The following is a 24,959-nucleotide window of genomic DNA, read 5'->3' on the forward strand; positions in this document are numbered from 1 at the left end:
TAGCGTGAGCCCGTCACCCATGCCCGTCCTCGCAGCAGCACCGGGAGTCCCAGATGGCCCGCTCCGAAGCCCGCGTCCCCACCGACCGCCCCGCCCGCTATGCCAAGCAGCTCGCCTCGCATCTCGGCCGCCGCTCGCAGACCACCTGGGACGAGGAGACCGGCACCGGCGGCATCGTCTTCCAGAACGGCACCGGCACCCTCACCGCGACCGAGGGCGCCCTGCTGCTCACCGTGGAGACGGACCCCGAGAACCTCGAACTCCTGGAGGGCGTGGTCGGCCGGCACCTGGTCCGCTTCGGCACCCGTGACGAACTCGTCGTCGCCTGGCACCGCGACAACGGGGAGCCGGGCACCACCCAGAGCAACCCCGGTGACCCGATGCCCCACTGAGCCGACCGGAAACGGGTTTGACGCTCGTCGGCGGCAGGCGGTCGGATGACGTCGATGAACACAGAGCAGATGCATCCCGGTACGCATCCCATCGACGACGACCTCGTGCGGCGGCTGATCGCGGGGCAGTTCCCGCAATGGGCGGGGTCGGCCGTCGAGCGGATCGCGTCCGGTGGCACGGTCAACGCCATGTTCCGGCTGGGGGACGACATGGTCGTACGGCTGCCGCTGGTGCAGGGTGGGGCCGGGGACGTGTCGACGGAGCGGACCTGGCTGCCCAGACTCGCGCCGCAGCTGCCCACGTCCATCCCTGAGGTGCTCGGGAACGGGGAGCCCGGCGAAGGGTATCCGTGGCCGTGGTCGGTGTACCGGTGGCTGGCGGGGGAGAACCCCCGGGCGGGAGCCCTGAGCGAGCCGGTGCTGCTGGCCGGGGATCTGGCCGCGTTCGTGGCGGCGATGCGGAGCGTCACCCTGCCAGGTGCGCCGCGGGCCCATCGTGGCGGGCCGATCGCCTCGCTCGACGCGCAGACGCGGGCCGCGATCGAGGAACTGCGCGGAATCCCGCAGGAGGGCGTCGACTGCGATGCTGCCGCCACCGTGTGGAAGGAGGCGCTCGGGGCCCCGGACTGGGACGGGCCGCCGGTGTGGCTGCACGCCGATCTCATGCCGGGCAACCTGCTGGTGGACGGTGGCAGGCTGACCTCGGTCATCGACTTCGGGTGCGTGGGGGTGGGCGATCCGGCCTGTGACCTGTTCCCGGCGTGGAATCTGCTGCCGGCCGACGCGAGGGAAGCCTTCCGCGAGGCGCTGGACGTGGACGACGCGACCTGGATCCGTGGCCGTGGGCGGACGCTCTCGCAGGCACTGATGGCCCTGCCGTACTACCGGAGGACGAACCCGGCGATGGCCGCCAACGCCCGGCACGTGATCCGGACGGTGCTGGCAGAGGGCTGAGGCCGGACCGGCCCTAGTCGAACTGGCTCGGCAGCGGCGCCGGGGTCTTGCCGGACAGGACCTGTTCGAGGCGCTGTGAGCCGTTCTGCACGGCCAGGGCGGTGCTGTCGTGGTCGACGCCGGAGAGGCCGCCGTTGGTGACCGCAGCCCCTGAGGCGCCGACGCGGAACGCCACGACGTCCAGGGTGGTCGTGGCGGGCTGCCCGTTCGAGGTGCCCTGGACGGTGACCGTGAGCGCCGCCAGCGCGTCGGCCACCTTGGGCGGTTCCTTGTACTCGACGACCTGAACGGTCCGCTTGCTGCCGTCCGAACCGGTGGCCGTGAACTGGTTGCACTTCTCCGGGAGCCCCTTCAGCCAGTCGATGGTGGCGTCCATCTGGGCCTGGCCGTAGTCCCCGACCTGGTACAGCATCCGGGAGTCGTCCGAGGTGAAGCCGCGCAGTCCGGAGGCGCCGGTGGCGCGGCCCAGCAGGGTGTCGGAGTAGAGGCTGTCCAGCAGCCGCTGGCAGTCGGCGGCATCGGCCTTGCCGGTGAGGAAGTCGGCGACGTCGACCTTGCCGACCAGCATCTGGTTGCGCCAGGTGGCGGCGTCGTTGGCCAGCTGCCAGTCGTCCTCGATGTCGGCAGGCGTGATCAGCGCGGCCTGCGCGCCCGCGCCGGTGAGGGCGGGGGTCGCCGACGGGGAGGCGGGGCGCTCGGCGGCGGGGGAGACGGCCGCGGCCTCGGGGGAGCCGCTGTCGCCCGAACAGGCCGCCGCCGTGGCGAACAGGGTCCCCGCCGTCAGGGCCGTGGCGAGAACACGCGCGGGTCGGGACGGACGGTTCATCGCGACTGCCTCCTCGGGAACGCGGTAGGTCCCTCCACGCCACCACCGCCCGTGAGCGCCGACCACTCGCGCGTGCCATTCGGGTGAGTGTCATGATCCGGCCGCCGCGATCCGTACCCGCCGGCTGCCGCAGCGCGGGCACACCGCGTCCGTGAGCGGCGACGGTACGGCCCGGCCGGCCTCGTCGACGTACTCCAGGGTGCTCTGCAGGTCGGGGTCGGCGACCGGGTCGGTGAAGAACACCGCCTGGAAGGTGGCCTCCCAGCCGTGTCCGCACCGACCGCAGTGGAACGCGAAGGTCTCGGGCACGGCGCCGGGCACGGGCCCGGGACCCGGGGGCTCGGTCATCGGTTCCGGCTCCTGTCACTCGGCCTCCGTCACCCAGCGCACCGCCCCTCCCGTCGGGCGGCAAGTCGGGGCCGGGTGTCCCAGGCGTGGACGCCCCCTTGACGCCGGGCGGAGGCCGATCGACACTCCAGATGGGAATCCTAGTGAAAAGGTAGGGAAAGATGGGTCGCCTGCGCACGCTCACCGGCAGACACCGCCGCGAGAGCCCCGCGCCCTGGGCCGGCCCCCTGCTCACCTCCCGCCGCCACATCGACCTGCTGCGGGTGTGCGGCGCCACCGGCCGCAGAGGCTGAGCACCCGATCCCGGCCGTACGGGCCGAGCGCCCGTCCGCCTGGACTCACCAGGACGCACCGGAACCCACTCAGATCCCACTGAACCCACCGACGAACGCTTCCGCCGCGCGTACGTCCGCGCGCCCGCCCCTGGGGAGACGCATGTCCATCGCTCCACTCACCGCCCTGCCCTCCGTCCGCACCGCCCCCGCCTTCCGGGGCCGCATCGGCCGGGACGCGCGCAGCGGCCACTACGCCGTGCCGCGCCGCTACCGGCTCCACCTCTCCACCGCCTGTCCGGACGGCCTCCGCATCGCAGTCGGCCACAGCCTGCTGGCCCTGGACGACTGTTGTCCGGTCACCTTCCTGCCCGCCGTCCCGGACTGTCCCGACGGCAGCCACCCGGCACTGCGCCCGCTGTACGAGGCCAGCGCCCACCACTACTCGGGACCGGCACTCGCGCCGGTGTTCAGCGACGACTGGTCCGGACGGATCGTCAGCACCCACAGCCGGGACATCCTGCGCGACCTGGACCAGCACTTCGGCGACGGCGTCGCCCGGCTCTACCCGTGCGGTGCCGAGGCCGAGATCGAGGCCGTCGAGCGGCTCTGCGCCGAGGACATCGAGCAGGCCGCCCAGCGGGTCGGCCGCGAGGGCGGCGACCCGGAGGCGCTCGAGGTGCTGCTCACCGCCCTGGACGGTCTCGAGCGCCGGCTGACCGGTGTGGAGTTCCTGGTCGGGGGTCAACTCACGGCCGCGGACATCGAGTTGTGGGTGACCCTGGTGCAACTCGACACCGTGCACCGCAACCACCTGGACGCCGCCGCCGTGCACGCCATCGCCGGCCACCCGGTGCTGTGGGCCTACGCCCGGCGGCTGGCCGCCCACCCGGCCTTCGGCGCCCACCTCGACCTCGACGGCATCGCCCGCCGCCACCACGGCCGTTGCCAGGGCCTGGAGGCCGCCGGCGCGGCTGTCCAGATCCTGGACTGGGCGGGTCACGCGGCGGACGCTCCCGGCGTTCCGCGCAGGTGAGAGCGGCCCGAACCGTTTCGCCAGTCGGACAGGCGTTGACATTCGTTCGGGCAACTGCGTTACTTACGGACCAGAACGGTCAAGAGCGTCAGCGTCAAGCCCTGGCTTGCTGACCGGCAACCCTCGCATCGCGGTGGGGTGCCCCAGGTGACGACCGGACCGACGACGTTTCGGCAAGCGACGATTCGGTAAGCGCGAGGCCCCCCGGGGCCGGCACGACAGTGACAGGTGACGGACATGTACGCAGCTTCCAGGACGGCCCAGCGCCGCGCCGAGGGCTGCGTACGCCCGTACCCGAGCCCGCTCGTCGCCGACCGCGCCGTCGACCTGCTCCGTGTCAACAGCGCCCTGTGTAGCGCGTGTACCGCACCGGGCTGTGCCCGCTGTCGGGTCTGACCAGGCCTTTCCGCCGGTTTCCCGCAGCTCCGCACCCCAGCGTCCCCGTCGAGACACCGGCCGCCCGGTGTGCCGCCGTCCGCCCAGCCCCCGTGCCCGCGCGCCCCCGCGCACCGCGCCGTGCCCGAACACGGCCCGGTGCGCGGCCTCCGCCGTGGGACACGTGGGCGTCCGACTCCGCCGGAGCCCGCCATGAGTGAACCCCCAGGCGCCACGATCGCCGCCCCCGAGGCGCCCCCTGCAGCCGATGAACCGTCAAAGCCCCTCGCCGCACAGCGAGTTCTCCCGCTGCGCAGGCCCGGACGATGGATAGCCACCGCCGTCGTCCTGGTCCTCGTCGTCCAGTTCGCCCATGGACTGGCGACCAACCCCTTCTACCAGTGGGACCGTTTCGGCTACTGGTTCCTGCGGCCGACCATCCTCGACGGACTGGTCATCACCCTCGAAGTCGCCGCCTACAGCGCGGTGTTGGGCCTCCTCGGCGGAATCCTGCTCGCCCTGGCCCGGCTCTCCAGGAGCCCGGTGCTGCGCGCGGTCAGCTGGACGTACGTCTGGGCGCTGCGCTCCATACCGCTCATCGTGGTCCTGCTCTTCCTCTACAACTTCAGCGCCCTGTACAAGACGTTGAGCATCGGAGTCCCCTTCGGGCCGGCCTTCTTCTCCTTCGACGAGTCGAAGCTCGCCACCGACATGGTCGTCGCCGTCATCGGCCTCAGCCTCAACGAGGCCGCCTACGCCGCCGAGGTGGTCCGCGGCGGCATCCTCTCCGTGGACCAGGGCCAGCACGAGGCGGCCGCCGCACTCGGCCTGCCCAAGGGCTACCAGTTCCGGAAGATCGTGTTCCCGCAGGCGCTCAGGTCGATCACCCCGAACTACGTCAACCAGCTGATCGGCCTGATCAAGAGCACCTCGCTGGTCTTCTACGTCTCCCTGCTCGACCTGTTCGGCTCCGCGCAGAGCATGGGCTCCACCTACCCCGGCGACATCGTGCCGCTGCTCCTGGTGGTGACCGTCTGGTACCTGATCCTGACCAGCGTCGTCTCCGTGATCCAGTTCTACGTCGAGCGGTACTACGCCCGGGGCGCCACCCGCACGCTGCCGCCGACCCCCCTGCAGAAACTGCGCACCGGTCTCACCGACCTGCGCGCCCGCATCCGCCGGGAGGCCGCGGTATGACCATCACCGACACCCTGGAGACGGCCCCGGCCGCCCTTGAGATCAACGGCGTCCACAAGTGGTACGGCACCCACCGCGTCCTGGACGGCATCGACCTGACCATCCGCCCCGGCGAGGTCACCGTCGTCCTCGGCCCGTCCGGCTCCGGCAAGTCCACTCTCCTGAGGGTCATCAACCACCTGGAGAAGCCCGAGATCGGCCATGTCAGCATCAACGGCGAGCCGATCGGCGTGAAGCGGCAGGGCGACCGGCTGAAGGAGCTGAGTGAGCGCGCCATCCTGGCCCAGCGCGGCCGGATCGGCTTCGTCTTCCAGAACTTCAACCTCTTCCCGCACCTCACCGTGCTGGAGAACGTGGCCGCCGCCCCGGTCGCCACCGGAAAGCTCGGCAAGCCGGAGGCCCAGGCCCTGGCCAAGGAACTCCTGGAGCGGGTCGGTCTCGGCGAGCGTATCGGCGCCTACCCCCGCCAGCTCTCCGGCGGCCAGCAGCAGCGGGTGGCCATCGCCCGCGCCCTCGCCCTGCGCCCCGGCGTGATCCTCTTCGACGAGCCGACCTCCGCCCTGGACCCCGAACTCGTCGGTGAGGTCCTCGCCGTCATCAAGGACCTGGCGACCAGCGGCACCACCCTCGTCATCGTCACCCACGAGATCGGCTTCGCCCGCGAGATCGCCGACCGTGTCGTCTTCATCGACGGCGGCCGGATCGTCGAGCAGGGCCCGCCCTCCCAGGTGCTCGACAAGCCGCAGCACGAGCGGACCAGGGACTTCCTCAGCAAGGTCCTCTGAACCGCCGTACCCCCAGATCTCCCCCCACGTCTCTCTCATCTCACCCAGTCACAAAGGACGACCATGCCTGCCCACTTCACCCGACGCAGCCTGATACGCGGCATCACCGCGGCGACCGCGGTCGCCTCCCTCGCCACCGGGCTCGCCGCCTGCGGGGGCGACAGCGACGCGGCCACCACCACCTCCGCCGCCAAGACCGGCGAGGTCGTCGTAGGACAGGTCTCCAACGGCGCCGCCACCCAGACCACGATCAAGGTCTCCGAGGTCAAGTCCATCAGCGCCGAACTGCCCGACTCCGTCAAGAAGAGCGGCAAGCTCGTCATCGGCGAGGGCGCCCTGCCCGCCGGGTTCCCGCCGCTGGCCTACGTCGGCAGCGACCAGAAGACCCTCACCGGCTCCGAGCCCGACCTCGGCCGCCTGGTCGCCGCGGTCTTCGGCCTCAAGCCCGAGATCCAGAACGCCACCTGGGAGAACATGTTCGTCGGCATCGACAGCGGCAAGGTCGACGTGGCCTTCTCCAACGTCACCGACACCGAGGAGCGCAAGAAGAAGTACGAGTTCGCCTCCTACCGGCAGGACAACCTCGCCTTCACCGTCCCGAAGAAGAGCACCTGGAACTTCGACGGCGACTACGAGAACCTCGCCGGCAAGACCGTCTCCGTGAGCGCCGGCACCAACCAGGAGAAGATCCTCCTGGAGTGGAAGAAGAAGCTGGAGAGCGAGGGCAAGAAGCTCACCGTCAAGTACTTCCAGGACAGCAACAGCGTCTACCTGGCCCTGTCCAGCGGCAAGATCGACGCCTACCTCGGCCCCAACCCCGGCATCGCGTACCACAACAAGCAGACCGAGAACACGCCCAACGCCACCCGCACCGCGGGCACCTACTCCGGCGCGGGCGCCAGCCTCCAGGGCCTGATCGCGGCCACCGCAAAGAAGGACAGCGGCCTCGCCAAGCCCCTTGCCGACGCCATCAACTACCTGATCGAGAACGGCCAGTACGCCCAGTGGCTCAAGGCCTACAACCTCTCCAACGAGGCCGTCGCCAAGTCCGAGGTGAACCCGCCCGGGCTGCCGCTCGACAACTCCTGATCCCTGTCGAAGAGCAGACCTGCTGGTTGAGAAAGGACTTCGCCTCCGTGACTCTGCACACCGGCCTTCGCGGAGGCGGAGCCCCTCCCGCTCCGTGCACGTCCCCGCTCGACAACGCCGTCTGGTCGGCCCTCGCCGGCCCGCACGCCCACCTCGCCGAGCGAAGCGAGATGGGGGTCCCCCCGGCCGAAGGCTGGGGGAGGGTCGGCCGGGCGGCCCGCTATCCCGACGACGTCTATGCCTACGCCGCCCTCGCCGACCCCTCGGACCCGGCCGCCTGGGCCGACCTGCGCACGCTCGTCGGCCCGGGAACGACCGTGAAGATCAAGCCGGTCGAGGCGGCACCGCCCGGCTGGGAGGTGGTCGGCGGTGGGACGGGCGTCCAGTTCGTGGACACGGCGCTCCGGGCCGAGCCCGCCCCCGAGGCAGAACGGCTCGGGCCGGGCGACGTGCCCGAGATGCTGGACCTGGTCGCCCGCACCGAGCCCGGCCCGTTCCGCACCCGGACCGTCGAGATGGGCACCTATCTCGGCATCCGGCAACGCGGCCGGCTGATCGCCATGGCGGGCGAGCGAAGCGAGATGGGGGTCCCCCCGGCCGAAGGCTGGGGGAGATTGCGGCTGCCCGGCTGGACGGAGATCAGCGCCGTCTGCACCGACCCGGAGCACCGGGGCCGGGGCCTGGCCACCCGCCTGATCCGCGCGGTCGCCGCCGGGATCCGGCGACGCGGCGACACCCCGTTCCTGCACGCGGCCCCGGGCAACGCCAACGCGATCCGGCTCTACGAGTCGATCGGCTTCACCGAGCGGCTGCGCGGTCGCACCCTGCTGCTGCGCAGCCCGGGAACAACCACGGAAACCGGTCTGTTGTGACTCACGACGAGATGTACGCGGAGCAGGCCGGAAGAGCGGGGAGGTGCGGGACATGACACGTGTCCCCAGCCCCAGCCGCCGTACCGTCCTGCACTCCCGGCCGCACATCGACCTCCAGCGCGTGGCCGGCGCGCTCTGTTGTTCCTGACCAGTCGTCCCCGCAGCGCCCCCGTCTCCGGCGCGCCCTCGTACGGACCCTCAGGAAGGCACCCCTGTGTCCTCATCTCCCGCTTCCCACCTGCACCTCGCCGTCGCCCTGGACGGCACCGGCTGGCACCCCGCGTCCTGGCGCGAGCCGGTCGCCCGCCCCCGTGAGCTGTTCACCGCCGGCTACTGGGCCGACCTGGTCGCCGAGGCCGAGCGCGGCCTCGTCGACTTCGTCACCATCGAGGACGGCCTCGGCCTGCAGTCCTCGCACTACGGCGAGCTCGACGGCAGCACCGACCAGGTCCGCGGCCGCCTGGACGCCGTCCTGATCGCATCCCGGATCGCGCCCCTGTCCAGCCACATCGGCCTGGTGCCGACGGTGATCGCCACCCACACCGAGCCGTTCCACATCTCCAAGGCGATCGCCACCCTGGACTACGTCAGCACCGGCCGCGCCGGGCTGCGGGTGCAGATATCCGCCCGCCCGCACGAGGCGGACCACTTCGGCCGGCGCGCCTTCCCGCCGATCGACCTTGCGTCACTGCGGTCCCCGGCCGGGCAGGAGCGGCTTGCCGAGCACTTCGACGAGGCCGCCGACCACGTCGAGGTCGTGCGCCGGCTCTGGGACAGCTGGGAGGACGACGCCGAGATCCGGGACGCCGCCACCGGCCGCTTCGTCGACCGCGACAAGCTGCACTACATCGACTTCGAGGGCAGCCACTTCAACGTCAAGGGCCCTTCCATCACCCCGCGCCCGCCGCAGGGCCAGCCGCTCGTCACCGCCCTCGGCCACCAGACCGTCCCCTACCGGCTGATCGCCCGCCAGGCCGACGTCGGCTACGTCACCCCGCAGGACGCCGCCGACGCCCGCGCCATCGTCGCCGAGATCCGCGCCGAGCAGGAGGCCGCCGGACGGGCCGGGGACACCGTGCACGTCTTCGGCGACCTCGTGGTCTTCCTCGACGACGACCGGGCCACGGCCGTCGCCCGCAAGGAGCGCCTCGACGCCCTCGACGGCGGCGAATACCTCAGCGACGCCCGGATCTTCACCGGCACGGCGGTCCAACTCGCGGATCTCCTCGAAGAGTTCGCCGCCGAGGGCCTTACCGGCTTCCGGCTCCGCCCCGCCGTCCTCGGCCACGACCTGCCGCGCATCACCGCGGACCTGGTCCCCGAACTCCAGCGCCGCGGCCGCTTCCGCACCGCCTACGAGGCGGACACCCTGCGCGGCCTGCTCGGGCTCGCCCGCCCCGCCAACCGCTACGCCGCTGCCACCGCCTGAGCCGGAAGGACCGCACCCGACATGAGCAAGCCGCTGAAGCAGATCCACCTGGCCGCGCACTTCCCGGGCGTCAACAACACCACCGTGTGGAGCGACCCGGCCGCCGGCAGCCACATCGAGTTCAGCTCCTTCGCGCACTTCGCGAAGACGGCCGAACGCGCCAAGTTCGACTTCCTGTTCCTCGCCGAGGGCCTGCGACTGCGCGAACAGGGCGGGAAGATCTACGACTTGGACGTCGTCGGCCGCCCCGACACCTTCACCGTCCTCGCCGCGCTGGCCGCCGTCACCGACCACCTCGGTCTCACCGGCACCATCAACTCCACCTTCAACGAGCCCTACGAGGTGGCCCGCCAGTTCGCCAGCCTCGACCACCTCTCCGGCGGCCGGGCCGCCTGGAACGTGGTCACCTCCTGGGACGCCTTCACCGGCGAGAACTTCCGGCGCGGCGGCTTCCTGCCGCAGGACGAGCGCTACTCCCGCGCCAAGGAGTTCCTCGCCACCACCCACGAGCTCTTCGACTCCTGGCACGGCGACGAGATCCTCGCCGACCAGGCCACCGGCACCTTCCTGAGCGACGCCAGGGCCGGCTCCTTCGTCCACAAGGGCCCCCAGTTCGACATCCACGGCCAGTTCAACGTGCCGCGCTCCCCGCAGGGCCGCCCGGTGATCTTCCAGGCAGGCGAGTCGGACGAAGGCCGTGAGTTCGCCGCCTCCGGTGCCGACGCTATCTTCAGCCGGTACGCCACCCTCGACGCCGGCCAGGCCTTCTACACCGACGTGAAGTCCCGCCTCGCCAAGTACGGCCGCCGCCCCGACGAACTGCTGATCCTGCCCGCCGCCAGCTTCGTCCTCGGCGACACCGACGAGGAGGCCGAGGAGATCGCCCACCAGGTGCGCCGCCAGCAGGTCAGCGGGGCGACCGCCCTCAAGCACCTGGAGTTCGTCTGGAACCGGGACCTGTCGTCGTACGACCCGGAGGGCCCGCTGCCCGACGTCGACCCGCTGGTCGGCGAGGACCACATCTCCCGGGGCCGCGCACAGGTCCGGATGTACCGCGACCCGATCGCCATCGCCCGCGAATGGCGCGAGCTCGCCGAGGCCAACAAGTGGTCCATCCGCGACCTCGTGATCAACACCGGCAACCGGCAGACCTTCGTCGGCTCCCCGGCCACCGTCGCCCGCACCATCAACGACTTCGTGCAGGCCGACGTCTCCGACGGCTTCATCCTGGTCCCGCACATCACCCCCGGCGGCCTGGACACCTTCGCCGACACGGTCGTGCCGCTCCTCCAGGAGCAGGGCGTCTTCCGCGCCGAGTACGAGGGCACCACCCTGCGCGACCACCTCGGCCTCGCCCACCCCGACGAGCCCCGGGGCGAGCGGGTGGCGTCGTGAGGTTCCTCGCGATCACCCTGATCGTGCACCGCCCGGATCCGGTCACGGGGCGACAGAAGTCCACCCACGACCGGTTCCGCGAGGTCCTCGACAACGCCGTGCTCGCCGAGGAGTTGGGCTTCGACGGCTTCGGGGTGGGGGAGCGGCACGAGCGCCCGTTCATCTCCTCCTCCCCGACGGTCGTGCTCAGCCATGTCGCAGCGCTCACCCGCCGGATCCGGCTCTTCACCGCGGTCACCACCCTGAGCCTGCTGGATCCCGTCCGGGCGTACGAGGACTACGCGACCCTCGACCACCTCTCCGAGGGCCGCCTCGACCTGATCATCGGCAAGGGCAACGGCTCCGCCCAGCGCGAGCTGTTCCACGTCACACCCGAGGACCAGTGGGACCGAAACGCCGAGAGCTACGAGGTGTTCCGGCAGCTGTGGCGGCAGGACAAGGTGACCGCGAAGACCCGGTTCCGGCCGGAGCTGACCGACGCCGAGGTCTGGCCGCGCCCCTACCAGCGGCCGGTCCGGGTCTGGCACGGCAGCGCCACCAGCAAGGAGTCCGTCGACCTCGCCGCCCGCTACGGCGACCCGCTGTTCTCCGCGAACGTCACCAACCCCGTCGAGCCGTACGCCGAGTTGGTCCGGTACTACCGGGAGCGCTGGGAGCACTACGGCCACGACGCGGCGGACATCGCGGTCGGCGCGGGTTCGGCGGGCCTCCTGGTGGCACCCACCAGCCAGCAGGCGCTGGCCGCCTACCGCCCGGTGTTCGAGGCGAACCTGGCCTTCTTCCGCCGGGCCGGACTGCCGGTCGTCTTCGAGTCCCTGGAGGACTTCGTCGAGCGGAGCTCCGCGCTCATCGGCAGCCCGCAACAGGTCATCGAGAAAGTCCACCGCTACCACGAGCAGTTGGGGCACACCGTCCTGCATCTGCACGCCGACGCCGGCGGACTGACGGACGCCCAGCACCGCGACTCGCTGGAGCTGTTCCAGTCGGCGGTGGCCCCGGCCCTGCGCAGGGACATCCCCGACCCACCGTTCCCGTGGGCGCCCGTACGCCCGGCCGCCGAGGAGCCCGCCCATGTCTGACATCCCGCTCGGCGTCCTCGACCTGGTGCCGATACCGAGCGGTGCCACCGCCGCCGACGCCCTGCGTAACTCCGTCGAACTCGCGCAGCGCACCGAGGAGTTCGGCTACGCCCGCTACTGGTTCGCCGAGCACCACCTCAACCCCGGGGTGGCCGGCACCTCCCCCGCGGTGGTCCTGGCGCTGACCGCCGCCGCGACCTCCACCATCCGGCTCGGCTCCGGCGCGGTACAGCTCGGACACCGCACCGCGCTGTCCACGGTCGAGGAGTTCGGCCTCCTGGACGCCGTGTACCCGGGCCGCCTCGACCTGGGCCTCGGCCGCTCCGGCGGCCGTCCGCCGGGCGAGAAGGCGGCCGCGCCGACGGCGACCCCGGTGGTCGACGGCCGGGCCCCCAACGGCCTGGTCGTCCCGCCCCGCTTCTCCTTCGCCCACCTCCTCCGCTCTCCCCGGTTCGCGCTCCACCGCAGACTGCTCCTGCTGCCGAACGCCGAGTCCCAGGACTACGCCGAACAGATCGACGACATCCTCGCGCTGCTCGCCGGGACCTACCGCACCGAGGACGGCGTCGAGGCCCACATCGTCCCGGGCGAGGGTGCCGAGGTCGAGGTGTGGATCCTGGGCAGCAGCGGTGGCGAGAGCGCACAGGTCGCGGGCGAACGGGGGCTGCGCTTCGCCGCCAACTACCACGTCAGCCCGGCCACGGTCCTGGAGGCGGTGGACGGCTACCGCGCGTACTTCCAGCCCTCGGACGTCCTCGACAAGCCGTACGTCAGCGTCTCCGCCGACGTCGTGGTCGCCGAGGACGACGCCACCGCCCGCGAACTCGCCACCGGTTACGGCCCCTGGGTCCGCAGCATCCGTACCGCCGAGGGCGCCATCCCCTTCCCCACCCCCGAGGAGGCCCGGGCGCACGTCTGGACGGACGAGGACCAGGAGCTGGTCCAGGACCGCCTCGACACCCAGTTCGTGGGATCTCCGCAACACGTCGCCGACCGCCTGGAACAGCTCCAGGAGGCCACCGGCGCCGACGAGTTGCTCATCACCACCATCACCCACGACCAGGCCGACCGCGTCCGCTCGTACGAACTCCTCGCGGCGGAGTGGCGCCGGCGCTGAGGCTCACACCTGCGCGGCCACCAGCTCCAGCAGCCGGTGGCCCGCCCGTCCCGAGAACCACTCCGCGTGGCCGACGTAGTACTCGTAGGCCAGCCGGGCGTTCTCCCGTGACCGGGTGACGCCGTGGAAGTAGTCCAGCTCGGACAGGGCGAACTCGGCGTGGACCAGGGGGAGAAGGGCGGGCAGGGCAGCCGATTCGGCGGCGGTGAGCGGGCGTACCGACTGATATCCGTGGAGCAGCTCGATCGCGTGCTTCTCCTGGACCGGACGGTCGGGGTGGAGCCACTGCACGGTGTTGCGTTCCAGGGCGGTGGCCAGGTCGTGCACGGCGGTGGTGCGGTCGCTCATGCCGAAGTCCAGGACCGTGGCGACCCGGCCGTCCTCGTCCCAGAGGAGGTTGGAGGCGTGCCAGTCGTTGTGGGTCCACAGGGGGGTGAGACCCGTGAGGTGCGGGGCCAGCCGCTCATGGAGCGGGAGCAGCACGCGGTGGGTGTCCTCGCGCCAGGGGCAGTCCGCCAACGCCCGTGCCAGTCGCGGACGTTCGGACAGGTACGTGTTCAGCGCGGCCCATGGGTCAGGGGCCGCGAACACCGTGAAGGAGGCGACCAGGGGCTGTGGCGAGCGGCGCGGTGCGGCGAAGCCCTCGGCCGCCAGGTGCAGCCGGGCCAGCGCCTCGCCGGCCGCCCGGGCATGGGCCGTACCGAGGAACGGCGACCAGGACAGCGCGTCCCGGTACAGATCGGTGCCGGTCCCTGTCGAGTGGACCTCGTACGTCCACTCGCCGCGCTCCACCAGGTCCAGCACCTCCACCACGGGTGCCCCACGCTCCCGCAGGTGACGGAGAAACGCGTGCTCCTCCGCCAGACCCCGCGGGGTGCGCACGGAGACATGGTGCCGTTTCACGAACAGCCGCCGTCCGTCCCGTTCCACGACGGCCGCCGCCGACAGCGGACGCGGACTGCGCCACACCACCCGGGCCGGACCGGTCACGGCAGTTGCCTCGGCGTCGGTCAGCGGTGGCCAGTCCGGTTCGACCGGCTCGGTGCCCAGGCCGTGAGCGAGATGCGAACTCATGGCGTCCGCACCGCCGTTGTGCCGCGCAGGGCATCCAGGATCCGGCGTTCCGTCGCCGCGAACTCCGGTGCCGTGAAGTCGTCGGCGCCGCGCGGCCGGGGCAGCGGGACCTCGACTCGGTCCACCACCGTGGCCGGGCGCGGGGACAGGACGTGGACGGTGTCGGCGAGCAGCACCGCCTCCCGGATGTCATGGGTGACCAGGACGACCGTCCAGCGGTGCCGCTGCCACATGCCGGCCAGCCACAGCTGCATCTCGGTGCGGGTCAGCGAGTCCAGCGCGCCGAACGGCTCGTCGAGCAGCAGCACCGGCCGCTCCAGGACCACCGTGCGCAGCAGCGCGGCCCGCTGCCGCATGCCTCCGCTGAGCTGGGCGGGGTACGCCTTCTGGAAGCCGTCGAGGCCGAAGTCGGCGAACAGCGCGTCGGCCCGCGCCCGTGCCGCCTTCTTCCGCATACCCTGTGCCTCCAGGCCCAGTGCGGTGTTGTCGAGGACCGTCCGCCAGGGGAACAGCAGGTCCTTCTGCGGCATGTAGGCGACCTTGCCGGACGCCACCCCGGCCGGCTCGCCCTCCACCAGCACCTGCCCGGAGGTCGGCCGGTCGAGCCCGGACACCAGGTTGAACAGGGTGCTCTTGCCGCTGCCGCTGGGACCGATGACGGCGGCGAACTCGCCCTGTTCCACGGTGAGTTCGAGGTCCCGCAGGACCTCCAGCGAGCCGAAGGACTTACCCACACCCGCGATGCGCAGACTGCTCATTTCCCGGCCTTCCGTTCCCAGGGCAGCACCAGCCGCTGCAGCAGACAGGTCGCCCCGAACAGGGCGATGCTGAGCACGGCGGTCACCGCCACTGCCGCGAACACCAGGTCGGTCCGGAACGCGCTCTTCTGGGCCTGCATGTAGATCCCGAGCCCCGACTCGGCGCCCGCGTACTCGGCGAACACCGCGCCGACCACGGCGTAGGTGATGCTCACCCGCAGCCCCGCGAAGAAGTACGGCATCGCGCTCGGTACCCGCACCAGCCGGAACGCCCGCCACCGTCCGGCGCCGAGCGAGCGCAGCAGCCGCATGGCCTCCCGGTCGGTCGCCGCGAACCCTGCGGCCAGGTTGGCGGCCAGCGGGAAGAACGTCGTCAGCGTCACCACCAGCATCTTGGGCAGCAGCCCGAACCCGAACCAGATGATCAGCAGGGGCGCCACGGCCACGATCGGGATCGTCTGCGAGGCGACGAGGAGCGGGTAGAGGCCCCGGCGGGCGGCGGCGGAGAAGTCCAGCACCACAGCCACCAGCCAGGCCGCCGCGAACGACAGCGCGAAGCCGAGCAGCGTCTCCTGGAGCGTGGGCAGCGTCTGGTCCCACAGGTCCTGGCGGTTCGCCCAGCCCTGCTCCGCCACGCGGGCGGGGGAGGGCAGGGTGGTCGGGTCGACCCCGGCCGCCGTCACGTACAGCTGCCAGCCGCCGACGACCACGGCGAGCACCAGCAGGGGCGGCCACAACGACCGCAGTACGGACCTCACTTGGTGTCCGGGAGGTAGGCGTTGGTGAAGAAGGCCGAGGTGTCCGGCGCCTTCGTGAGCTTCTTGCCGTTCGCGTCGACGAGCAGCCCGGCGTCGTACTCGAAGTCGGCGAAGGCCTTCCAGCGGGCGGCGCTCTGGGTGCCGATCGAGCCGTCGGCGCCCTTGTAGTACTCCTTGGCCAGCAGCTGCGAACTCTCCTTCACCAGCTTGGTGTTGGTGAGCACGCTCTTGTTGGCGGCGATGAGCAGGTCGGCAGCCTGGTCGGGGTTCCCGGCCGCGTAGCGGTAGCCCTTGTCGACGGCTGCCAGGAACTTCTTCGCCACCGCCGGGTTCTTCTTCAGGAACTGGTCGGAGGACGCGATCAGCGTGGAGTAGATCGCCGGGAAGCCGTAGTCGGAGAGCTGGAAGTCCTTCAGCGGCTTCCCGCTGAGCTTCGCCTCCAGGCCCTCCCAGGTCGGCATCGGCATCGCGAAGTCCGCCTTGCCGGCGTACAGCGCCGCGTACGCCGAGGTGTTGAGGGTGACCTGCTTGAAGTCGCCCGTGCCGCCAGCGTTCTTGATGACCTTCTGGAGCAGCGGCTTCTCGTAGGGGGCGCCGAACCCGGCGTACGTCTTGCCGTCCAGGTCCTTGGGCGAGGTGATGTCGGTGCGGTCGGCGCGCACCGAGACGGTCACGTCCGTCTTCTGTGTGACGGCGTAGACGGAGGTGATGTCCTGGCCGGCCGCGCGGGCCGTGGTGACGCCCTCCTGGTAGGAGATGCCGAAGTCGGCCTTGTGGCTCGCTATCAGCGTCTCGGGCGCGGTCGAGCCGTAGGGCACGATCTTCAGGTCGATCCCGGCCTCCTTGAACCAGCCCTTGGCCTGGGCGACGTAGATGCCGGTGTGGTTGGTGTTGGGGGTCCAGTCCAGGGCCAGGGTGACGGTGGTGGTGCCGTCCTCGGCGGCCGCCGTGGAGTCGGCGTCGGCCGAGCAGGCGGTGGTGACGGCGAGGAGTGCCAGGGCGGCGAGGGCCGGCAGCGCGGTGCGGCGGAGCATGGTGGAGGGTCCTTCGTACGGGGGAGGGGAGTCGGGCGGCGGTGCGGGGCGGTCAGGCCCGACACAGCGCGCTGTCCGTCCGCTTGAAGTCGACGGCGAGCCGCCGGGTGAGCAGGGTCATGCGGTCACGTCCAGCAGGCTGTTGGTGAACGACCGGTCCCAGTCGTGGTCGTGGGCGATGGCGCCGTTCTCGGCGAGCCAGTGCGCGTAGGGGCCCATCCGGCCCTCGTCGATCACGCCCCAACGGCCCTGCGGGTCCGTCCACGTGGGCGCGATCAGGGCGAGGGAGCGGGCGATGAGCGGACGCGGGAAGTACGGGATGACCCGCTCCAGCATCTCCAGCGTGGCGTCGGGCTCGTCGGCGGCGGTGGCGTATCCGCGGGCCGTCACGGCCAGGAAGTCCCGTACCAGGGAGGGCTGTTCGTCGAGCAGCCGCTCGCTCGTGCCCAGCAGATAGCTGTGGTAGCGGGGCGCGCCTATCTCGTCGACCGGCCAGGTCAGCCGGCTGTGCTCGGGCAGGTCGCCGCGCAGGGCGTCCCAGGACCAGTAGTTGCCGAAGGTGGCGTCCGCCTCGCCGGCCTCGATGTCGTCCACCGTGAGCTCGCGGGAGCCCGCGTCGACGGTGATCACCGCGTCCGGGTCGCCGCCGTCCGCCGCCACCAGATGGCGGACCAGGGCCCGCCCGCGCGGGGTCGGGTTGTAGGCGAGACGCCGGCCCGCGAGATCGCGGGGGCGGGTGATGCCGGTCGAGGTCGTGGTCTGGATCGCCTCCAGACCACGGTGGTTGACCGCGGCGACGGCCACCAGCGGCTGGCCGAGGGCCGCCCGGCGGGCGAGCAGCCGGTTCGGCGGGAAGATCCCGAAGTCCACCTCGCCCCGGGCCAGGTACTCCAGCGTGTCCCCGCGCCCCGGGTCCTGCACCACCAGCTCGACGTCCAGTCCCGCGGCCGCGTACCCGTCGCGGGCACGGGCCACGTACAGACCGGCAGAATTCGGCCATGGATGGAAATAGTCGAGCATGACCCGGATGTGTGGCATGGGAGTACTCCGAAAGCGGCGCGCGGGGGCGCGCGGGGATGAGCGGGGTGACGGAGGTGAGGGAGGCGGCGGTCAGCAGGACCGGCGGCAGCACGCGCGACAACAACAGGAGCGGGCAGCGTGGTGGAACACCGGGGGCCGCGGCTCGACTGCTGTGGACACGTGAACTCCTACGCGGGGCGCATGGCGCTGCTGGTGCGGTCGGCGTCCCCATGGGGACCGTGTCCGCCGCTGCGGCACACGGATCCCAGACGCCCTCTCAGCCCGGTCGGGGAGGGGCTCCCGCGTAGATGGCCGAAACCATAACCGCAGCTCCCGCCTGCTGTGCAAGCCGCGTCCGCGATGTGGGATGTGTATGCCCGATGGGTGAGACGTCCAGGTCGCGGGCGTACGATCGCCCGCCATGACCACCCTGCTGCCCGGCCCCCTGGTCGACGAGACCTGGCTCGCGACCCACCTGGACGACCCCCGACTGGCCGTCCTCGACGCCACCGCGCTGCTGCCCTCGCCCCGCCACGACGGCGACCACCGCTCCGCCTCCGGCCGCGCCGGCTGGGCCGAGCGCCACGTCCCCGGCTCCCGCCACGCCGACCTCACCGGTGATCTCTCCGACCCCGAGGCGCCGTACCACTTCGCCGTCCCGGCGCCGGACAAGCTCGCCGCCGCACTGGCCCGGCTCGGTGTGGGGGAGGGCAGCGAGGTCGTCGTCTACGACACCGGGGGCGGGATCTGGGCCGCCCGGGTGTGGTGGATGCTGCGGGCGATCTCGGTGCCGGCCGCGGTGCTGGACGGCGGCCTGGCGGCGTGGGAGGCGGCGGGGCGACCGGTGGCCGAGGGGGACCGAGTCCCCGAGCCCGCCGCCGTGCCGGTGACGCCGGTGCCGCGGCCCGGGCTCTGGTCGGACATCGAGGAGGTGGCGGCGATCAGCAGGGGGGAGCGGCCGGGGGTGCTCGTCTGTGCGCTGCCCTCCGGGGGGTTCGCCGGGTCGGTGCCGACGCGGTACAGCCGGCGGGGGCATATTCCGGGGAGCGTCAGCCTGCCGGGGCGGGGGCTGCCGCCTGCCGAACTCGATGAGAAGGTGAGGGAGTTGGGTGACGCTTCGCCCGTCGTCCTCTACTGCGGCGGGGGGATTTCGGCGGCGGGGGCGGCGCTTGCGCTCACGCTGCTGGGCCGTGAGGACGTGTCGGTGTACGACGGTTCGCTTGAGGAGTGGTCCAAGGACCCCTCGCGGCCGCTGGAGTTGGGCGGCTAGCGGGTGGGGCGGTGCGCTGCCGGGTGCGGGTGCGTGGGGGCTGGTCGCGCAGTTCCCCGCGCCCCCAGGTGGGTATGCGCAGCGTTTCCGGTTTGGTCGCGGCACGTATCCCTCCCCCGAAGGTTACGTGCCGCGACCGCTTCCCCCGGCGCCGGACAGTGGTCCGACCTCCGCGTCGCGGTCGTGTGCCGGTGTCACCAGCACATGACAGCTGTCTCCCCCGACCCCCATGTGGAGTGGAGACGGACGCGGACGAAGTAGCGGCGGCCCTTGACGAGCCGGACCCTGATCCTGGTGTTGTGCGGGGTGCCCCCGTCGTCGTGGCCGGCGAGGTAGCGCGGTTCCCCGTCGCGCTCCTCGAAGACCACGACGACGGAGTCGCTCTCCCCGAAGGTGCCCACGCTGTAGACGCGGGTCTCCGGCGGCTCCACGGCGAAGTCGGCCTGCCCGCCAGGACCCAGGCTGAGCGGTGCCGAGCGGAACGGCACCAGCACGGCCGGCGGATCCGCGGGCGGGTACCAGCGGAGCACGAACTCCTTGTCGGCCGGGGACAGCGACCCCGGCGGGTAGAGGCCGCTGTGGTAGTGCTCCGGCTCCAGGACCAGCCCGGGACCGAAGGGGAACTGCATCACGGACTGCGGGTCCCACACCGAGCCGTTGGCCTCGGCGGCGTCGAGCTTGCGCAGGATGTTGAAGTGCGTCCGGTCCCGGCTCCAGTGGTTCGGCGGTCCGGCGAGGTCGGCGTAGACCGCCTCGTCGTCCCAGTGGACGCCCGCGAACGGGCTCTGGTGCTCGTGCTGCATGCCGAGCGCGTGCCCGATCCCGTGCAGGGCCGTCCAGCGCCCGCCCGCCTCGGTCAGGTCCCAGCCCAGGTTCATCGTGCGGTCGTTGGCGCCCATCGAGAGCGCGTCCCGGCCCACCGCAGACCAGGATCCGTCCCCTAGCTGGAAGCCGATCCGCAGCTCCGCCTCGCGCCGGTCGAAGACCTCGGCGAACATCACCCCGATGCCGAGGTCCTGCCACTCCCGGAAGCACTCGCGCACCACGTCCCGCTGCTCCTTGGCACCGGCCCACGGCACCCGGCGGGTCTCCCCGGTCCCCGGGACCGGGATCACCGAGACGTCGGTGTCGGCGTCGAAGAAGTAGTAGTGCAGAGCAGTGCCGTTGACCCACATCCGCCGCCCGCCGACGAGCGCGCCGAGCCGCTCGGCGGCCAGTCCCGGCGCGAACGCCGGGGCCGACTGCTGCGGAAGCGAGCAGTAGCGTCGGGTCATGCGCCCAGACTGCCGTTCGACCCGGCCGGACGCCTGAGTCGGAAGCTACTCAAGTCCCCCTGTATCAGAGCTGAGTATCGCGACTCATACTCACGTGACGACTTACGAACGGGATGCGCGAACCCTCGAACTGCCCTGGCCGTTCACCGGCCGGGAGGACGAACTGGAGCTGGTCAGGCGGTCGTCGGTGGCAGGACGGCAGGGTGTCGTGGTGACCGGCCCGGCCGGCATCGGCAAGACCCGGCTGATCACCGAGGCCGTCCGGGGCACCGATGGCGTCCGGGTCACCGGCACCCCCGAGACCAGCGCCCTCCCGTTCGCGGCGTTCGCGCACCTGCTCTCCGACCACGTCTCGCTGCCCGGTGCGGTCCGGCACCTGTCCGGGGTACGGCTCCTGGTAGTCGACGACGCCCACCTCCTCGACGAGGCCTCGGCCGCCCTCGTCCACCAGCTCGCCGTGCACGGCCGCACCCGGCTCGTGGTGGCCGCCGCCACCCCGGCAGCCCTGCCCGGCGCCGTCTCCCGGCTCTGGACCGGGGAACTCCTCACCCACCTCGCCCTGGAACCCCTGCCGTACGACGAGACCGCCACGCTGCTCGACGGGGGCGGCCTGGACCCGCTCACCGTGCGCCGGCTGCACCGGCTCTGCCAAGGCGATCTGCGGCTGCTGCGCGACCTGCTCGGCGCGCTGCGCGAGTCCGGCTCGCTGACCCGGGTCCCGGACACCGGCGAGTGGGCCTGGCGTGGCCCGCTGCCGCTCACCGCGACCGTACGGGACCGCATCGCACCCCTGCTGGACCGGCGGGGCCCGGGAGAGCACGACACCCTCGAACGCCTCGCCTTCGCCGAGCCGTTGCCGCTCCTCCTCGACGACGGACTCGACCTGGCCGTTCTCGAACGGCTGGAGACCGAGGGCCTGATCCACGTCGACGAACGGGGCGCGGTCCGCCTCGCCCACCCCCTGCACGGCCCCGCGCTGCGCGCCTCTACGGGCCGGCTGCGGGCCCGGCGGCTGTCCCGCACCCCCGGCCAGTGCGAGCCCGCCCTGAAGGACGAACAGGAGCAACTGGAAGATCGCATCGAGCAGTTGGACGTACGGGAGGTGCCGGCCCCGGTGGGGGAGTGGCTGGCGTCGGGAGGCCTGCCCGTACCAGCCGGGTACGCGGCCGTGCGTGCCCGGTACTCGTGGCTTCGGGGGGAGCTGCGAGAGGCGGCGGCGTGGGCGAGGGAGGGACTGCGGACGGCGCCGGGCGACGCCTCCTGCCGTACCGAACTCGCCCGTGCCGCTGCCGAGTCGGGGGAAGGCGCCGTAGTGCGCGGGGACGGGGGTCTCGCGCACTACGGCACCGTACGGCTCGGGGAGCCCGAGGAGGCGGTGCAGGCCGCGGGGCGGCTGTACGGCGTGCTCGCGCGGCACGCCGAGGCCCTCGCCCGCGGCGACGGACCCGCCCTCGACCGGGCGGCCACGGCGCTGGCGGAGCGCGGTCTGCTGCTGTTCGCGGCGGAGGCCCACGCCCAGGCCGTCCGCGTCCACCGCGACCCGCGTGCCGCCCGGACGGCCCGCACCCGCGCGGTCGCCCTCGCCCGCCGCTGCCAGGGCGCCCGCACCCCGGCCCTGGCCGGGCTGGTCCTCGGCGAACTCACCGCCCGCCAGCGCCAGATCGTCACCCTCGCCGCCTCGGGCCTCAGCAACCGGCAGATCGCCGAGCGACTGACCCTGTCCGTACGGACGGTGGGCAACCACCTCTACAGCGCCTACACCCGCCTCGGCGCGAGCGACCGCGCGGCCCTGCCGTGGCTGGTGGAACGGCCGGACCGGCAGTCGGCGTAAGCGCTCCGCTGGAAGGCCGCGTCATGTCGTCGGTCGTCCGCGGCGCCGTCGTGGCTTGTCGCGCAGTTCCTCCCCCAGCCTTCGGCCGGGGGGACCCCCAGCGCCCCTCTGGGGCGCTCAGGCCGCCCCGAACGCCGCGAACGCCCAGCCCGTGGCCTGGTGGAGGGCGTCGCCCGGCAGGGCGGCCCGGGCGTCGCGCAGGGCCTCCGCCAGTGACAGGCCGGCGCCCAGCCCCTTGTGCAGGGCCAGCATCAGCGGGACCACGGCCGCGTCGTTGACGGGTGCGCTGCTCGCCACCACCCCGGCCGTGCCCAGCGGCAGCAACGCCGTGACCAGGCCGAGGAGTTCATCGGCACCGACCGAGGCGAGGCGGGCCGTGTCACAGCTGGAGAGGATGATCCGGTAGGGGCTGCGGGCAAGGCGTTCGAAGTCGTGCACGATCAGCGGGCCGTCGGCCATCCGCAGCGCGGAGAACAGCGGGCTGTCCGCGCGGAACGTGCCGTGCGCGGCGATGTGGGCGAGCGCGGCCCCGTCCAACTCGGCCAGGACACGCGGGACCTGGGCGTCGTCGTGCTCCAGGATCCGTGCCGTCGCGTAGCGGCCCGCCACTTCGGGCACCTCCGCGCCCTCGGTCGCCAGCCCGGGCCCCCGGACCAGCACATGGCGGCCGCCCGGCGGCGGCTCGGTCTCCCGGGCCCGCAGCCAGCTCCCCGCCGACGGTGACACGCTGAGCACCCGCTCCCGGAGCGAGGGGAGCAGCGCCCAGGGCACCCGGTGCAGCGCGCCCGGCGGGACGATCACCACAGGGCCGGAGCCGAGCTGGTCCGCCGCCGCGCCAAGGAGCAGCTCCTCCAGCCGCTTCCCGGCGGCCTCCACCACCGGCAGCCGCGCCTCCGCCCCCGGGTGTGCGAGCCGTCGCAGCCCCGCCTGGACGTGCTCCGCCTCGGCGACCGCCTCGGCCAGCAGGCCGCCCGCGAAGCGCCGTACCCGGCCCTGTCCGCACAGCAGGATGTGCACCCGGCCGTCCACGACGGCGAGTTCGACCAGCCGGGCGTCACCGAGCCGGTCCAGGAGCCGGGCCGGGTCGAAGCGGTCGCCTTCGCCGGGCGCGTCCCCCCGGGTGTGATGGGTCCGGGAGCGGATCTCCCGTTCCAGGCGCCGCTGTTCACGTTCCAGAGCGAGCACCGGACGGCCTCCCTCCCGACGGGCCTCCTCCGCGCGCGAGGCGATCTCCCGGAACGCGGTGAGCGAGGCGAGCAGGGCCGGGTCCGCGGGCGGCCGGGTCGGGGGAGTGGACAGCACCGTGGCCCGCCAGCGCTCGCTCCACTCCAGCAGGCGGCGCGGCCCGCCGTGCGCGAGGCTCGCCTGCTGGGCCAGCGCGGCCAGTTCGGCGCCCTGCGCGGTGGCCCGGGCCCGCAGCTCCGAGGCGCCCAGCGTCATCCGGTGGTCGTCCAGGACGTCGAGGCCGCGCCGGCACGCCTCCAGGACACCCCGGCCCGAGCCGGCCGCACGGGCCCGCAGCGCCTGCGCGGCCCAGCCGGTCATCCGGGTCAGCGGCGGACCGGCGTTCCGGCTGCGCGCGGCCACCGCGAGATGCCGCTCCGCGTCCGCCGTCCAGCCCAGCGCCAGCGCGATCCGCCCGGCGAGCAGCGAGGCCTCCGGCGCGGCCGGCGCGCCGAAGGACGCCAGCTGCTCGGCGACCGCCGCCGCGTCCTGCACCAGCCGCCCGGACGCGGCCCCGCCCGCCACCCGCGCCTCGATCAGCACCAGCCGCGCATGCGTCTCCCACCAGCTCCGCCGCTGCCCCGAGAACAGCCGGACGGCGACGGCGGCCCGGGCGATCGCGGTCTGCGCGTCCCCGGTCGACAGCGCGGAGCGGGCGGCGGTCAGCAGCAGTTCGGCCTTGCGGGTGGACTGCCCGCCGATCCGGTCCAGGGCGGCGATCGCCCCGTCCGCCTCGGCCAGCGCCTCCGGGGCAAGACCGGCCGCCATCAGCACGTCGCAGCGCGCGATGTACAGCATGAACGGCGGGGTGCCCAGCTCGTCGTACCGCTCCTTGGCCTCGGCCAGCAGCCGCAGCGCCGCCGGGATGTCGCCGGACCGGTACGCGGCCAGGCCCCGGTTCTCCACGGCGACCGCCTTGTCGTGCTCCTGGCCCGTCGTCTCCCAGAGCCGCTCCGCCGCCGTGAAGTCCGCGTCCGCCCGCTCCACCGCGCCCATCGCCAGATGCACGGTCGCCCGCACGCTCAGCGCCCGCGCGGTCCAGATGACGTCGTCGGCCTGGCGCAGCACCGGTATGGCCCGCCGCAGGTCCTCCAGGGCCTCCTTGTGCCGGCCCAGCACCCAGGAGGCGAACGCGCGCCGGTACAGCACCCGGGCCCGGGTGTGCCCGTTGCCCCGGGCCACCCCGCGGTCCAGCGCGGCCAGTCCCTGCCGGGTGCGCCCCGCGTGCACCAGGGCGACTCCGAGGGCGGCGAGGACGTCCGCCTCCCGGTCCGCCGAGTCCGCCCGGGCAGCGAAGTCCCGGGCGCGCCGCAGATGGTCGAGGGCCAGGGCGAGGTCCCCGAAGTCCCGCTGCCAGATGCCGATGACCTGGTGGGCGACGGACGCGTCCAGTGGCGTCGGATCGGACCGAAGGACCTGTTCCGCACGCGCCAGGGCCTCGCCGGGGGCGGCGAACACCATCGGCAGGAGTTCCGTAACCGAATCGCTTCGCGCAGTCACCCCTCGGATGGTAGTGGCCTGGGCATACATGCCCCACAGGTTTGGCGCTG

At 72.6% G+C, this 24,959-nt stretch carries 24 protein-coding genes and 1 riboswitch; of the genes, 15 read left to right on the top strand and 9 right to left on the bottom strand.

Annotated elements, in window-relative coordinates; all coding sequences use genetic code 11:
* The first annotated feature begins 53 nt into the window (after positions 1-53).
* Together ACFWPQ_RS14590 and ACFWPQ_RS14595 are read left to right on the top strand one after the other, a co-directional pair.
* Positions 54-392 (top strand): DUF2218 domain-containing protein, encoded by a 339-nt coding sequence (locus ACFWPQ_RS14590; RefSeq protein ID WP_361294131.1) that lies wholly within the window; start codon positions 54-56, stop codon positions 390-392.
* Between the two features lie 54 nt (positions 393-446).
* The gene (locus tag ACFWPQ_RS14595) at positions 447-1,346 is read left to right on the top strand and encodes an aminoglycoside phosphotransferase family protein (protein WP_384033376.1); all 900 of its coding nucleotides are present in this window, start codon (positions 447-449) and stop codon (positions 1,344-1,346) included.
* Positions 1,347-1,359: 13 nt separating this feature from the next.
* Here ACFWPQ_RS14595 and ACFWPQ_RS14600 read toward each other — a convergent pair whose 3' ends face one another.
* Both ACFWPQ_RS14600 and ACFWPQ_RS14605 read right to left on the bottom strand, forming a co-directional pair.
* Positions 1,360-2,172, bottom strand: coding sequence for a hypothetical protein (locus ACFWPQ_RS14600; protein ID WP_384033379.1), 813 nt, complete (start codon positions 2,170-2,172; stop codon positions 1,360-1,362).
* Between the two features lie 90 nt (positions 2,173-2,262).
* Complete coding sequence (locus ACFWPQ_RS14605; RefSeq protein WP_384033382.1) at positions 2,263-2,520, bottom strand: hypothetical protein; 258 nt, start codon at positions 2,518-2,520, stop codon at positions 2,263-2,265.
* A gap of 161 nt (positions 2,521-2,681) precedes the next feature.
* Between ACFWPQ_RS14605 and ACFWPQ_RS14610 the strand changes: the two genes are divergently transcribed.
* The 11 genes from ACFWPQ_RS14610 to ACFWPQ_RS14660 all read left to right on the top strand — a co-directional run bounded on the left by ACFWPQ_RS14610 (position 2,682) and on the right by ACFWPQ_RS14660 (position 13,166).
* Positions 2,682-2,813, top strand: coding sequence for a hypothetical protein (locus ACFWPQ_RS14610; RefSeq protein WP_361294119.1), 132 nt, complete (start codon positions 2,682-2,684; stop codon positions 2,811-2,813).
* Positions 2,814-2,955: 142 nt separating this feature from the next.
* Positions 2,956-3,828 carry a glutathione S-transferase C-terminal domain-containing protein gene (locus ACFWPQ_RS14615; RefSeq protein ID WP_384033385.1) on the top strand — a complete coding sequence of 291 codons (873 nt, stop codon included), beginning with the start codon at positions 2,956-2,958 and terminating at the stop codon, positions 3,826-3,828.
* A 77-nt stretch (positions 3,829-3,905) separates the two neighbouring features.
* Positions 3,906-4,029, top strand: a riboswitch (SAM riboswitch).
* 387 nt (positions 4,030-4,416) lie between these two features.
* Complete coding sequence (locus tag ACFWPQ_RS14620; RefSeq protein ID WP_384033387.1) at positions 4,417-5,400, top strand: amino acid ABC transporter permease; 984 nt, start codon at positions 4,417-4,419, stop codon at positions 5,398-5,400.
* Positions 5,397-6,185 (top strand): amino acid ABC transporter ATP-binding protein, encoded by a 789-nt coding sequence (locus tag ACFWPQ_RS14625; RefSeq protein ID WP_384033390.1) that lies wholly within the window; start codon positions 5,397-5,399, stop codon positions 6,183-6,185. The genes ACFWPQ_RS14620 and ACFWPQ_RS14625 overlap by 4 nt, the downstream gene beginning before the upstream one ends.
* Positions 6,186-6,248: 63 nt before the next feature.
* Positions 6,249-7,274 carry an ABC transporter substrate-binding protein gene (locus tag ACFWPQ_RS14630; RefSeq protein ID WP_384033393.1) on the top strand — a complete coding sequence of 342 codons (1,026 nt, stop codon included), beginning with the start codon at positions 6,249-6,251 and terminating at the stop codon, positions 7,272-7,274.
* Positions 7,275-7,321: 47 nt separating this feature from the next.
* Positions 7,322-8,146, top strand: coding sequence for a GNAT family N-acetyltransferase (locus tag ACFWPQ_RS14635; protein ID WP_384033396.1), 825 nt, complete (start codon positions 7,322-7,324; stop codon positions 8,144-8,146).
* A 52-nt stretch (positions 8,147-8,198) separates the two neighbouring features.
* Entirely contained in the window at positions 8,199-8,294 is a 96-nt protein-coding gene (locus tag ACFWPQ_RS14640; RefSeq protein WP_384033399.1) for a putative leader peptide, read from the top strand.
* 66 nt (positions 8,295-8,360) lie between these two features.
* Positions 8,361-9,575, top strand: coding sequence for an LLM class flavin-dependent oxidoreductase (locus ACFWPQ_RS14645; protein WP_384033402.1), 1,215 nt, complete (start codon positions 8,361-8,363; stop codon positions 9,573-9,575).
* 21 nt (positions 9,576-9,596) lie between these two features.
* Positions 9,597-10,970, top strand: a complete 1,374-nt coding sequence (locus tag ACFWPQ_RS14650; RefSeq protein ID WP_384033405.1) for an NtaA/DmoA family FMN-dependent monooxygenase — start codon at positions 9,597-9,599, stop codon at positions 10,968-10,970.
* Positions 10,967-12,049, top strand: coding sequence for an LLM class flavin-dependent oxidoreductase (locus ACFWPQ_RS14655; protein WP_384033408.1), 1,083 nt, complete (start codon positions 10,967-10,969; stop codon positions 12,047-12,049). Before ACFWPQ_RS14650 ends, ACFWPQ_RS14655 begins: the two co-directional genes overlap by 4 nt.
* Positions 12,042-13,166, top strand: coding sequence for an MsnO8 family LLM class oxidoreductase (locus tag ACFWPQ_RS14660; protein ID WP_384033411.1), 1,125 nt, complete (start codon positions 12,042-12,044; stop codon positions 13,164-13,166). Before ACFWPQ_RS14655 ends, ACFWPQ_RS14660 begins: the two co-directional genes overlap by 8 nt.
* 3 nt (positions 13,167-13,169) lie before the next feature.
* Here ACFWPQ_RS14660 and ACFWPQ_RS14665 read toward each other — a convergent pair whose 3' ends face one another.
* From ACFWPQ_RS14665 to ACFWPQ_RS14685, 5 genes are all read right to left on the bottom strand, one after another.
* A complete protein-coding gene (locus ACFWPQ_RS14665; RefSeq protein WP_384033414.1) occupies positions 13,170-14,240 on the bottom strand; it encodes a phosphotransferase enzyme family protein in 1,071 nt (356 codons plus the stop codon).
* Positions 14,237-14,998, bottom strand: coding sequence for an ABC transporter ATP-binding protein (locus ACFWPQ_RS14670; RefSeq protein WP_384033416.1), 762 nt, complete (start codon positions 14,996-14,998; stop codon positions 14,237-14,239). Before ACFWPQ_RS14670 ends, ACFWPQ_RS14665 begins: the two co-directional genes overlap by 4 nt.
* Positions 14,995-15,756: an ABC transporter permease gene (locus ACFWPQ_RS14675; protein ID WP_384033419.1), complete on the bottom strand. Its 762-nt coding sequence runs from the start codon at positions 15,754-15,756 to the stop codon at positions 14,995-14,997. The genes ACFWPQ_RS14670 and ACFWPQ_RS14675 overlap by 4 nt, the downstream gene beginning before the upstream one ends.
* Positions 15,753-16,790: an ABC transporter substrate-binding protein gene (locus tag ACFWPQ_RS14680; protein ID WP_384033422.1), complete on the bottom strand. Its 1,038-nt coding sequence runs from the start codon at positions 16,788-16,790 to the stop codon at positions 15,753-15,755. Before ACFWPQ_RS14680 ends, ACFWPQ_RS14675 begins: the two co-directional genes overlap by 4 nt.
* 117 nt (positions 16,791-16,907) lie before the next feature.
* Complete coding sequence (locus ACFWPQ_RS14685; RefSeq protein WP_384033424.1) at positions 16,908-17,828, bottom strand: ABC transporter substrate-binding protein; 921 nt, start codon at positions 17,826-17,828, stop codon at positions 16,908-16,910.
* A gap of 403 nt (positions 17,829-18,231) precedes the next feature.
* Between ACFWPQ_RS14685 and ACFWPQ_RS14690 the strand changes: the two genes are divergently transcribed.
* The gene (locus ACFWPQ_RS14690; RefSeq protein WP_384033427.1) at positions 18,232-19,080 is read left to right on the top strand and encodes a sulfurtransferase; all 849 of its coding nucleotides are present in this window, start codon (positions 18,232-18,234) and stop codon (positions 19,078-19,080) included.
* Positions 19,081-19,274: 194 nt separating this feature from the next.
* Here ACFWPQ_RS14690 and ACFWPQ_RS14695 read toward each other — a convergent pair whose 3' ends face one another.
* Positions 19,275-20,354 (bottom strand): hypothetical protein, encoded by a 1,080-nt coding sequence (locus ACFWPQ_RS14695; protein ID WP_384033430.1) that lies wholly within the window; start codon positions 20,352-20,354, stop codon positions 19,275-19,277.
* Between the two features lie 94 nt (positions 20,355-20,448).
* Between ACFWPQ_RS14695 and ACFWPQ_RS14700 the strand changes: the two genes are divergently transcribed.
* The gene (locus ACFWPQ_RS14700) at positions 20,449-22,185 is read left to right on the top strand and encodes a LuxR C-terminal-related transcriptional regulator (RefSeq protein WP_384033433.1); all 1,737 of its coding nucleotides are present in this window, start codon (positions 20,449-20,451) and stop codon (positions 22,183-22,185) included.
* Between the two features lie 117 nt (positions 22,186-22,302).
* On the opposite strand, the gene ACFWPQ_RS14705 is transcribed toward ACFWPQ_RS14700, so the two are convergent.
* Positions 22,303-24,870: a CHAT domain-containing protein gene (locus ACFWPQ_RS14705; RefSeq protein ID WP_384033795.1), complete on the bottom strand. Its 2,568-nt coding sequence runs from the start codon at positions 24,868-24,870 to the stop codon at positions 22,303-22,305.
* Positions 24,871-24,959 lie beyond the last annotated feature (89 nt).

Source organism: Streptomyces sp. NPDC058464, assembly GCF_042721035.1.
In the GTDB taxonomy this organism is placed as follows: Bacteria; Actinomycetota; Actinomycetes; order Streptomycetales; family Streptomycetaceae; genus Streptomyces.